This is a genomic window from Sphingomonas sp. CFBP 13714 (assembly GCF_014842205.1).
GTDB lineage: Bacteria > Pseudomonadota > Alphaproteobacteria > Sphingomonadales > Sphingomonadaceae > Sphingomonas > Sphingomonas aerolata.
Genome location: NZ_JACYVG010000003.1, coordinates 266,921 through 277,112, shown reverse-complemented (window position 1 = coordinate 277,112; position 10,192 = coordinate 266,921). Strand labels below are relative to the sequence as shown.

The 10,192-nt window shown below is 67.8% G+C and carries 9 protein-coding genes; 4 read left to right on the top strand and 5 right to left on the bottom strand.

Annotated elements, in window-relative coordinates:
* Positions 1-71 precede the first annotated feature (71 nt).
* A complete protein-coding gene (gene cobU, locus IFT54_RS09100; RefSeq protein WP_192070382.1) occupies positions 72-623 on the top strand; it encodes a bifunctional adenosylcobinamide kinase/adenosylcobinamide-phosphate guanylyltransferase in 552 nt (183 codons plus the stop codon).
* 36 nt (positions 624-659) lie between these two features.
* Here cobU and IFT54_RS09095 read toward each other — a convergent pair whose 3' ends face one another.
* The 4 genes from IFT54_RS09095 to IFT54_RS09080 all read right to left on the bottom strand — a co-directional run bounded on the left by IFT54_RS09095 (position 660) and on the right by IFT54_RS09080 (position 6,160).
* Positions 660-1,952, bottom strand: a complete 1,293-nt coding sequence (locus IFT54_RS09095; protein ID WP_192070381.1) for an OmpP1/FadL family transporter — start codon at positions 1,950-1,952, stop codon at positions 660-662.
* A 50-nt stretch (positions 1,953-2,002) separates the two neighbouring features.
* Complete coding sequence (locus IFT54_RS09090; protein WP_031395134.1) at positions 2,003-2,413, bottom strand: DUF2147 domain-containing protein; 411 nt, start codon at positions 2,411-2,413, stop codon at positions 2,003-2,005.
* Between the two features lie 292 nt (positions 2,414-2,705).
* The gene (locus IFT54_RS09085; protein WP_192070547.1) at positions 2,706-5,024 is read right to left on the bottom strand and encodes a 3-hydroxyacyl-CoA dehydrogenase/enoyl-CoA hydratase family protein; all 2,319 of its coding nucleotides are present in this window, start codon (positions 5,022-5,024) and stop codon (positions 2,706-2,708) included.
* On the bottom strand, positions 5,024-6,160 hold the full coding sequence (locus IFT54_RS09080) for a thiolase family protein (protein ID WP_031395136.1): 1,137 nt from the start codon (positions 6,158-6,160) through the stop codon (positions 5,024-5,026). Before IFT54_RS09080 ends, IFT54_RS09085 begins: the two co-directional genes overlap by 1 nt.
* Before the next feature lie 133 nt (positions 6,161-6,293).
* On the opposite strand from IFT54_RS09080, the gene IFT54_RS09075 reads away from it, so the two are divergent.
* Genes IFT54_RS09075 through IFT54_RS09065 form a run of 3 tightly spaced genes read left to right on the top strand, consistent with a single transcriptional unit; the run spans position 6,294 to position 8,635 of the window.
* Complete coding sequence (locus IFT54_RS09075; protein ID WP_244648750.1) at positions 6,294-7,997, top strand: long-chain-fatty-acid--CoA ligase; 1,704 nt, start codon at positions 6,294-6,296, stop codon at positions 7,995-7,997.
* Entirely contained in the window at positions 7,994-8,377 is a 384-nt protein-coding gene (locus tag IFT54_RS09070; protein WP_031440676.1) for a MerR family transcriptional regulator, read from the top strand. Before IFT54_RS09075 ends, IFT54_RS09070 begins: the two co-directional genes overlap by 4 nt.
* A 57-nt stretch (positions 8,378-8,434) precedes the next feature.
* Positions 8,435-8,635: a hypothetical protein gene (locus tag IFT54_RS09065; protein ID WP_056407824.1), complete on the top strand. Its 201-nt coding sequence runs from the start codon at positions 8,435-8,437 to the stop codon at positions 8,633-8,635.
* A 3-nt stretch (positions 8,636-8,638) separates the two neighbouring features.
* On the opposite strand, the gene IFT54_RS09060 is transcribed toward IFT54_RS09065, so the two are convergent.
* Positions 8,639-10,096, bottom strand: a complete 1,458-nt coding sequence (locus IFT54_RS09060) for a dihydrolipoyl dehydrogenase (protein ID WP_192070380.1) — start codon at positions 10,094-10,096, stop codon at positions 8,639-8,641.
* Between the last annotated feature and the right edge of the window lie 96 nt (positions 10,097-10,192).

The following is a 10,192-nucleotide window of genomic DNA, read 5'->3' as shown; positions in this document are numbered from 1 at the left end:
GTCCCCTGCGCCGGCGATGCCGCGGCGTTGCTGCTGGCCTTCGCCATTCGCCGGGGATAGCGCAAGGGGCGATGGAGGAGACGGTCGTGCAGGGGTTTGGAAAGACGGTGTTGGTGACCGGCGGTGCGCGCTCGGGCAAGAGCCGCCATGCGCAGGCTTTAGCAGAGGCGGGGGCAGAGGCGGCAGGTGGCCACGCGCTCGTTTATATCGCGACCGCGCAGGCGTTCGACGGCGAGATGACCGAGCGGATCGCGCGGCATCGCTCCGAGCGGGACGAACGGTGGCGGACGGTCGAGGCACCGCGCGCGCTGGCGGCGGCGATCGTCGAGGCGGATGCGCCGGACGGGGTGATACTGGTCGACTGCCTGACCTTGTGGGCGTCGAATTTGATGCTGGCGGAGGCGGATGCGGAGACGGCGATCGCCGCAATGCTGGATGCGATCGGTCGCGTCGAGGGGCGGCTGGTGCTGGTCACCAACGAGGTCGGGATGGGGATCGTGCCCGACAATGCGATGGCGCGGCGGTTCCGCGATCTGGCCGGGATGCTCAACCAGCGGGTCGCGGCTGCGGTCGACACGGTCGATCTCGCGGTGTCCGGGCTGACGATCCGGATGAAGGGATAGGGTGCCCCTCCCCGATATGGGGAGGGGCTGGGCGCGTCAGAACGAGACGCGGGCGCCGAGCGAGGTGACGATCGCGCTGGCGTCGCGGAGCGCGCCGTTGGTGCGGATGATGCTGCCCGCGACCAAAGTGGCGCGGTCGATCGTCGTGTTCTCGAAGTCGACATATTGTGCCGCGGCGTCGACCGCGATGCGCGGCGTCACCTGGTAGGAGGCGCCGGCGGCATAGGTCCAGCGATCGGCGTCGGGAACGCGCGCGTCGCGCTGGCCGTCCTGCGTCGGCGTCTTGGTGCGCTGGACACCGCCACGCACCGTCAGCTTGGGCGTGACGTCATAGTCGAGACCGCCCGCGAGGCTCCAGCTGTCGCGGTAGTTCTCCGGGATCGACGTGTTGAGCGGCGCGCCGAGATCGATCGTGTCGAACTTGCTCCAGTTGAACGCGATGACCTGAGCGTTGAGCGTCAGCTGGTCGGTGGCGCGGACGCGGCCCGCGACGATGACCTGGCCGGGGGTGTTGAACTCGGCGGTCGCGCCGGAGACTTCGGTATTGCCGCCGGCGAGCGGGCCGAGCAGGCCTGTGACGACGAGGTCGCCCTTCAGCTTGTGGCGGATGCTCGACTTGTAGGTGACGCCGACGGTGGCGAAATCGTTGTGGAGCTGGACGCCCGCGGTCCAGCCGAGATCCCAGCCGTCGCCGCTGAGTTCCTGGCGGCCGTCGGGCTGTGCTGCGGACACGTTGGGGAGCGCGTTGCTGAGGATCGCGTCGGTATATTCGACGTTGAGCGCACCGCCGACGCGGAGCCAGTCGGTCAGCTCGACGCCGATCGAGGGCTGGATGTCGATCGTGCGCAGGCGGGTCTTGTCCGCGCTGTAGCGGGCCCAGCTGTCGGCGTCATAGTTGGTCGTGAAGCTGAACGGCGAGGTGACGACGAGGCCGACCGCGATCCGGTCGGTCAGCGGATAGGCGACCGCGCCCGAGGGGACGACGCCCTTGTTGACCGGGTCGCTCGAGTTCGACTGGCCGCTGATCGCGGTGCAGGGCTGGCCGCCCGGACGGCAGATCTGCGAGCCGGTGTCGACCACGTCGCCGCGCGGGATGATCGCGCTGGCGCTGAGCGTCGCGCTGCCGTCGCGGATGCCGGCGATCGCGGCGGGGTTCCACCAGAGCGACGCAGCGCCGGTATCGGCGGCCTCACCCGAAAACGCACGGCCCGCGCCGCGCGCCGACTGCGCCTGGAGATAGAAGGCGTCGGCATAGGCGGTGCTGGCGCATCCGAAAGCGGAGACGAGCGCGGTCACGGCCAGCAACGGGGCCTTGGTACGAAACGACATTTACAAAATTCCTGAACGCTAACTTTTGGGGAGATGAAAGGGACCTGGGATCAGCGGACGCGCGTCCAGGTCTGGGTCTTGCAGAGCGGGAAGAAGACGCAGCCGCGCAGCTTGAGCTGGTTCGCGCCGACCGGGGTGATCTTGCCGCTATAGGTCTTGCCGTCCTCGGCATTGTAGACCTGGCCGCTGCTCCAGACGCCGTCCTTGTCGGACTTGAAGCCGCTGAGCATCTGCATGCCCTGGATCGGGCGGCTGCGCAGCGCGGTGTTGCTGTTGTTGGCGTCCTTCATCGACGGGTTGGCACGCAGCGCGTCGGAGGTCAGGATCTTGCCGCAGATCGAGGGGCCGCAGCGCGCGATCTCGACGATGGCGTTGTGCGTCTCGGTCCGCCAGCGGCCGACCACGGTGTCGGCGGTCGCGGGCGCGCCGGCGAGCAGCGCGGCGATCATCATCAGGGACATCGTCTATCCTCTCCTAAGGTTCCGGGGTCGTCGTATGTGTACGATCGTGAATATCTCGCAAGATCAGCGACGTAAGCGCGACCTTGTTGCCGTATACGGCAGTAATCGTTCCGCCCTTAGTTTTGTACAAAGACAAGTCAAGTCTTCTTACGGATCCGGGGCGGTTAAAAACATGGTCATCGGGGTCACGGCCGTCATTCCCGCGGAGGCGGGAACCCATAAGGGCTGACGGCGCGATCACGCACGCAGGTCAGCCCTTATGGGTCCCCGCCTTCGCGGGGATGACGGGTGTTCAGTTGCGCAGTGGCTTACCGGTCTGGAGCATGTGGACGACGCGCGCTTGGGTGCGCTGGTCCTTGACGCTCGTCATGAAGGCGGCGCGTTCGAGGTCGAGGAGCTGCGCTTCGGTGACGGTGTCGACGATGTCGGCTTCGCCGCCGGTCAGCACCTCGGCGAGGCGGTCGGCGACGACGACGTCATAGTCGGTCGCCATGCCCTTCTTGTGGAAGTCGGACACCGCCATCGACAGACCGGTACGACCGCTCGCGCCCGCCAGACGGAAGGTCGGCGGCTCGGGGGCGACATAGCCCTCGACCAGCGCCAGTGCCTTCGCCTTGGCGTCGGCGAGCAGGCGATCGCGGTTCATGGTGATGCCGTCGTCCTTGCGCAGGATCATCATCTCCTTCGCCTCCGCCGCCGACTTGGCGACCTGCGCGGTGGAGACCGCCTGGAACACCTTGGTCAGCGCGGGCATCGGCCCGTTCGGCAACGTCCGCGACTTGGTCCAGCGATCGAGCATCTCGCCATTGCCGCCCCAGCCGGGCACCAGCCCGACGCCGCATTCGACGAGGCCGGCATAGGTTTCGGCATGCGCCTGGACCGCGTCCGAGTGGAGCAGCATCTCGCAGCCGCCGCCGAGCGCGAGCCCGGCTGGCGCGCTGACGACGGGGAAGGGCGCGTATTTGAGCGCCTTGTACGCCTGCTGCCCGCGCGCAACGCTGGCCTCGACCATGTCCCACAGGCCCGCACCGACCGCGAACATCGCCGCGCCGAGATTGGCGCCGGCCGAGAAGTTGCTGCCCTCGTTATAGACGACCAGCGCCTTGAAGCGCTCGCGCACGACCGGGATCGCCTCCTCGATGAGCGCGATGACCTGATCGTCGAGCGCGTTCATCTTGGTGTGGAATTCGAGCGCGGCGACACCGTCGCCGACGTCCCAAAGCGACGCCGAAGCGTTGGTCAGGACGGGCTGCGACCGCAGCTTGATGTCCTCGAGCAGTTCGACGCCGTCGGCGCGCGGCACGTCGACATAGTCGCCCGCGGTGGTCAGATACTGGCGATTGCCGTTCTCGACGCGGTAGAAGGGGCGGTCGCCCGCGGTCGTCAGGATCGCCGGCACGTCGCGGCCCTCGGCGGCGAGACGCTGGGCGAGCAGGCCCGGCCCCATCCGGTCGATCAGCTCGAACGGCCCGTATTTCCAGTTGTACCCAAGCTTCATCGCGTCATCGATCGCGACGATATCGTCCGCCGCCGCGCCGACGAGCATCGCGGCGTAGGACAGCGTGTTGCCGAGGATCGTCCAGGCATAGGTGCCGATCTTGCCGGGCTCGGCGATCAGCGCGGCGAGATCCTTGCCGGTCTTGCCGGGCAGTTCGGCGGGCTTCGCCTCGGGGCGATAGTCGCCGGTCGCGAGGTCGAGCGACAGCTTGGTGCGCGTCGCCTTGTCGAAGCGGTAGAAGCCGCCCTTGCCCTTGCGGCCGGTAAAGCCCTCCGCGATCATCTTGTCGACGAGCGGCATGTCGCGGACGGTGTCGAAATAGGGATCGCCCGCGGGGAGCGTCGACGAGAGGCTCTTCGACAGCAGCGGCATCAGGTCGACGCCGACGAGGTCGACGAGGCCGAAGATCCCGGTCTTGGGCACGCCCATCGGCCGGCCGCCGATCTGGTCGGCCTCCTCGACGGTCAGCCCCTGGTCCATCGCGGCGTTGATCGCGATCGCCAGCCAGTAGGTGCCGATGCGGTTGGCGATGAAGCCCGGCGTGTCCTTCGCGCGGACGATGCGCTTGCCCATGAAGCGATCGACGAAATCCTCGACCTTCCCGGCGACCGCGACGTCGGTATGCTCACCGCGAACGATCTCGACCAGCCGCATGTAGCGCGGCGGGTTGAAGAAGTGCGTGATGAGGAAGTCGGCCTTGAACTGGTCCGAGCGGCCGTCGACGAGATGGCCGAGCGGGATCGTCGAGGTGTTCGACGAGACCGCGGTGCCCGGACGCTTCAGCGCCTCGAGCTTTGCATAGAGCGCCTGCTTGATGTCGAGCCGCTCGACGATCGCCTCGACGATCCAGTCGCATTCGGCGACGCGGTCGAGATGATCGTCGATGTTGCCCGTCTCGACCAGCTTGGCCGCGCGCTTCGACATGAAGGGGGCGGGGTCGGTCTTGAGCATCTTCGCGACCGCGCCCTTGGCGACCGCGTCGCGATCGCCACCCTCGCGGGGGACGATGTCGAGCAGCAAGACCGGGATGCCGGCATTGGCGACCTGTGCCGCAATCCCTGCGCCCATCACGCCTGCGCCGATGACGCAGACTTTCTTTACGGCGTTGTCCATCATGCGCGCTCCAGCACCGTTGCGATGCCCTGACCGCCGCCGATGCACTGGGTGGCGAGCGCGTAGCGGCCGCCTTCGCGCGCGAGCAGGGCTGCGGCCTTGCCGACGATCCGCGCGCCGGTCGCGCCGAGCGGATGGCCGATCGCGATCGCGCCACCATCGAGGTTGATCGTCTCGTCCTTGAGCCCAAGGTCGCGGATGCAGGCGATCGCCTGGCTGGCGAAGGCCTCGTTGATCTCGACCACGTCGAGGTCGGCAACCGTGATGCCGGCGCGCTCCATCGCCTTTTGCGAGGCGTAGATCGGACCGAGGCCCATCGTCGACGGCTCGTTGCCCGAGACCGCGACCGACTTGATGCGCGCGAGGATGGTCAGGCCGTGCTTCGTCGCGAACTCTTCCGAGGTGACGAGGACGGCGGAGGCGCCGTCGGTCAGCGGCGAGGAGGTGCCGGCGGTAACCGAACCGTCCGCGCTGAATGCAGGCTTCAGGCCGGCGAGCGCTTCGGTGGTGGTGCCGGCGCGGATCGTGCCGTCCTGGCTGACCGGGCCCGCCTTGGTCTGGATCGTCACGATCTCGTCGGAGAGACGGCCATCGGCGCGCGCGGCGGCGGCCTTGTCCTGGCTCTTCACCGCGAACGCATCCTGTTCGGCGCGCGTGATCTGGTAGTCGCGCGCGACATTCTCGGCGGTCTCGCCCATGCCCATATAGGCGCCGGCGTTCTTCTTGAAGAGATCGGGGTTGGGGAGCGGGTTGTAGCCGCCCATCGGCACGCGGCTCATCGATTCGAGCCCGGCGCAGATGAACGCGTCGCCAGCCCCGATGTTGATCTGGCCGACCGCGATGTGGATCGCACTCATCGACGACCCGCAGAAGCGGTTGACCGTCATGCCGCCAACCGACAGCGGCAGGTCGGCGAGCAGGCCGATCATCCGCGCGACGTTCAGGCCCTGCTCCCCCTCGGGGAAGGCGCAGCCGAGGATGATGTCCTCGATCGCGGCAGGATCGACGCCGGTCTTGTCGAGCAGCCCGCGGATCGTCTGCGCGGCGAGATCGTCGGGGCGGACGCGGGCGAGGTCGCCCTTGCCGGCAAGGTGGAACGGCGAGCGGGCGTACCCGGCGATGACGACGTTGGTCACGATGATCCTCTCCAATTGCAATCGGTCCGCTTAAGACTTGCGGGCTACCCTTAAGGTGCGATACCTCTCCTATACGTCAAGGTGATGCGGCCTACAATATCAGTCGAGAGCGCACGCCGAAAAGGAGAGAGAGATGCTGGACACCGACGGCCGTGCGATCGGCGTACCGCTAGAAGGCGAAGCGCGTTTGCTGGGCGACATGCTCGACACGGCGGTCCGCCGATTCGGGTCGCGGACGGTGCTGGATTTCCTCGGGTCGACGATGACCTATGCCGAGCTTGGCGATGCGGTCTCGCATGCGGCGCGGGGGCTGCAGGATCTGGGCGTGGTGAAGGGGACGCGGGTCGCGCTGTGCCTGCCCAACACGCCTTATTATCCGGTGCTGTTCTTCGCGGTGCTGAAGGCGGGCGGGATCGTCGTCAACGTCAACCCGCTCTATGTCGAGCGCGAGCTGTGCCACCTGCTGAAGGGTTCGGGCGCGGAGATCATCGCGACCTGCGACATTACCGAGATCCATGCGCGCGTGCTGAAGGTCGCGGGCGAGACGGGGCTGCGGCATGTCATCACCTGCCCGATCGCGGGTGCGCTGCCGACGCTGAAGTCGATCGCCTACCGGATCTTCAAGCGCGCCGAGATCGCCCGCGCGCCGAACGACGCGCGGCATCGTAGCTTCGACTCGCTGGTGCATGCGAAGGGCGCGCCCACGCCGGTCGCGGTGACGCCGGACGAGGTCGCGGTGCTGCAATATACCGGGGGGACGACCGGCGAGCCCAAGGCGGCGATGTTGAGCCACGCCAATCTGGTGTCGAACGCGGATGCGATGATGACGTTCGTCGGTGGCGAGACGCCCGAGCAGGACCGGGTGATGGGGGCGCTGCCGCTGTTCCACGTCTTCGCGCTGACGACGGTGCTGACCTATTCGATCCGCGCGGGGGCGCAGATGATCCTGTTGCCGCGTTTCGAGCTGCAGCAGCTGCTCAAGACGATCGTGCGGACCAAGCCGACCTATTTCCCCGCGGTGCCGACCATCTATGCCGCGATCACCAAGGCGGCGGAGACGCAGCCGATCGACCTGTCGTCGATCCATGCGTGCATCTCGGGCGGCGCGCCGCTGCCCGCCGAGGTGCGTACCGCGTTCGAGGCGGCGACGGGGTCGAAGCTGGTCGAGGGCTATGGCCTGTCGGAGGCGTCGCCGATCATCACCTGCAATCCGATCGAGGGGCTGAACAAGCCGGGATCGGCGGGGCTGCCCTTTCCCGGCACGATCATCGAGATCCGCGACCGCGAGGACCCGACCCGGCTGCTGCCGGTCGGTGAGAATGGCGAGATTTGCGCGCGTGGCCCGCAGGTTACGCAAGGATATTGGCATAAGCCGGAAGCGAGCGCGGCGCTGTTCGCGGACGGGGCGCTGCGCACCGGCGACGTCGGGCATCTCGACGCGGACGGCTATCTGTTCATCGTCGACCGGATCAAGGACCTGATCCTGTGCGGCGGCTACAATGTCTATCCGCGCGTGATCGAGGAGGCGCTGTACGAGCATCCCGCGGTCGCCGAGGTGGTGGTGATCGGGGTCGCCGACGCCTATCGCGGACAGGCGCCCAAGGCGTTCGTCACGCTGGTCGAAGGTGCGGTCGCAACCCCTGTGGAATTGCGTTATTTTCTGCTCGACAAGATCAGCAAGATCGAGCTTCCCCGCGAGGTCGAAATCCGCGACACTCTGCCCAAGACGTTGATCGGCAAGCTATCCAAAAAGGAACTTGTCGCGGAGGAAGAGGCCAGGCTGGCACGCGCGATGCCGGCCGGGGCGGCGTCGGGGGAGAGGGGAGCGACACCGTGAACGAGCGGCAGGACGATCTTACCGGGATTCAGGACGTGTCGCAGGCGCTGGGGGTCAGCGCGCGGACGCTGCGTTTCTATGAGGACAAGGGGCTGATCGAGCCGTGCCGGATCGGCACGACGCGGGTCTATACGCGGCGCGACGTCGCGCGGATGCAGCTGATCCTGCGCGGCAAGCGGCTGGGATTCTCGTTGCGCGACATCGAGGAGTTTCTCGTCCTGTACGACGCGGATCCGCAGCATGTCGAACAGATGCGCGCGCTCGCCGAACGCTGTCGCCAGCGGATCGACGACCTGCAGCAGCAGCAGGCGGCGATCGCGCAGACGCTGGAGGAACTGGAGAAGATCGAGGCGCAGGCGCTCGAGCGGATCGCGTCCTGATCGGCCGGTAGCGAGCGAGCGGTTGCGCCGGCTCGCGCGTCGCGGCACGGACGCGTGATGCGTACCATCTCCTCCGCCGTCGGCGTTCGTCTCTATCATCTCGACGATGCGCTCGAGGGCGGGGCGGCGACGACGCTTTTCTACGGCCCGCTCGGCGAGGCGCTGGCGATTGCCGCGCAGCAGAGCGAGGAGGTCCAGGCGGGGCTGTACATCGCGACCGAGAACGACGTCGTCGCCTATCTCGACCTCGACGAGTGAGGCTCAGGCGCCCGCGGTGAAGCCGTCGTCGCGGTCGGCGGGAACGGGCGCGCTGACCGCCTTGCAGATCGCCCGGAGCGCGGGTTTGAGGCCTTCCTCGAGGGTAGGGTGATAGAAGGGCATGTCGAGCAGGTCGGTCGCGGTGCGGCCCTGCTGGATCGCCCAGGCGATCAGGTGCGCGCTGTGCTCGACCCCGGGGGCGGCCATCGTCGCGCCGGTGAGCCGGCCGGTGCCCGCCTCCGCATAGAAGCGGATCAGCCCGGCGTTGCGCGCCATGACCTTCGCGCGACCCTGATCCTCGTAGGAGGCTTCGCCGATGACGATGCCGTCCTGGTCGTCGGGGGTGATGTCGCCGATCACCGCGACGGTCGGGTCGGTGAACATGATCGCGAGCGGGACCATCCGCGGGCCGGGGGTGACGTCGGGGAACTGCACGGCGTTGCGGCCGGCGATCATCCCCTCGGCAGACGCCTCGCCGAGCACGGTACGGTCGTGATCCGCGTCGCCCGCGATGAAGATCGGCGCGTCGCCGCACTGCATCGTCGTCCTGTCGAAGACCGGCGTGCCGTGATCGTCGAGCGCGATCCCGGTGGTCTCTAGCCCGAGGCCCTTGAGCCGCGGCGGCCGGCCGGTCGCGACGAGCAGATAGTCGAAGCGGCGGGATCCCGATTGCTCGCCCGACCAGGACAGGCGGACGCCGCCGCTGTCGGGTTCCGCCTTCAGTTCCATTTCGAGATGGATCGGCAGTTCCTTGTCGAGGATACCGTGCAGCACCGCCGAGACCATCTCGTCCTTCAGCGCGGCGAGGCCGGGCGACTGGTCGAACACCATCGTCTCGACCCCAAGCCGGACGAGAGCCTGGGCGAGTTCGAGGCCGATCGGGCCGGCGCCGATCACACCGACCGAGCCGGGCAGGGTCGGCAGTTCGAAGATCGTCTCGTTGGTCAGCACGCGGTCGCGGACCGCGTCGAAACTGTCGGGGATGTTCGGGTAGGAGCCGGTGGCGATCACGATTGCCTTGGCGGTCACGGTGCGGCCGTCGTCGAGGCGGAGCGTGGTCGCGTCGACGAAACGCGCGCGGGCCTGGACCTTCACGCCGTCGGGAAGCTTGTCGAGCGAGTCGCAGACGCCCGCGACGAACGCGTCGCGCTCGCGCTGGACGCGCGCCATGACTGCGGCCCCGTCGATCCGCGGCTCGGCGGTGATGCCGAAGACCGATGCCTGGCGGACCGCGTGCGCGGCGTGGGCGGCGGCGATCAGCAGCTTGGAGGGCATGCAGCCGACGCTGGCGCAGGTGGTGCCCGAGAAGGTCTCGTCGATCAGCAGCGTGCGCGCGCCGTTGCGTCGCGCGTTGCGTTCGGCGGCGAGCCCCGCGGTGCCCGCGCCGATGATCGCGACGTCGCAGGTGAGATCGGGACAGATGAGATCGGGGCCGTTGAGATCTGGGCTGGTGTTCGGCATGATCGACTCCGTCTCCGGAGCATTCCGGTCATGGCAGCGAAACCTTCCAACCGCCTGACCCGTTCCGCATGCCGATCCGATAATCACCACGATCCG

Coding starts and splice junctions, on each gene's coding strand:
- cobU (WP_192070382.1), top strand. CDS start 72: ATGGAGGAGACGGTCGTGCAGGGGTTTGGAAAGACGGTGTTGGTGACC.
- IFT54_RS09095 (WP_192070381.1), bottom strand. CDS start 1,952: ATGTCGTTTCGTACCAAGGCCCCGTTGCTGGCCGTGACCGCGCTCGTC.
- IFT54_RS09090 (WP_031395134.1), bottom strand. CDS start 2,413: ATGTCCCTGATGATGATCGCCGCGCTGCTCGCCGGCGCGCCCGCGACC.
- IFT54_RS09085 (WP_192070547.1), bottom strand. CDS start 5,024: ATGGACAACGCCGTAAAGAAAGTCTGCGTCATCGGCGCAGGCGTGATG.
- IFT54_RS09075 (WP_244648750.1), top strand. CDS start 6,294: ATGCTGGACACCGACGGCCGTGCGATCGGCGTACCGCTAGAAGGCGAA.
- IFT54_RS09065 (WP_056407824.1), top strand. CDS start 8,435: ATGCGTACCATCTCCTCCGCCGTCGGCGTTCGTCTCTATCATCTCGAC.
- IFT54_RS09060 (WP_192070380.1), bottom strand. CDS start 10,096: ATGCCGAACACCAGCCCAGATCTCAACGGCCCCGATCTCATCTGTCCC.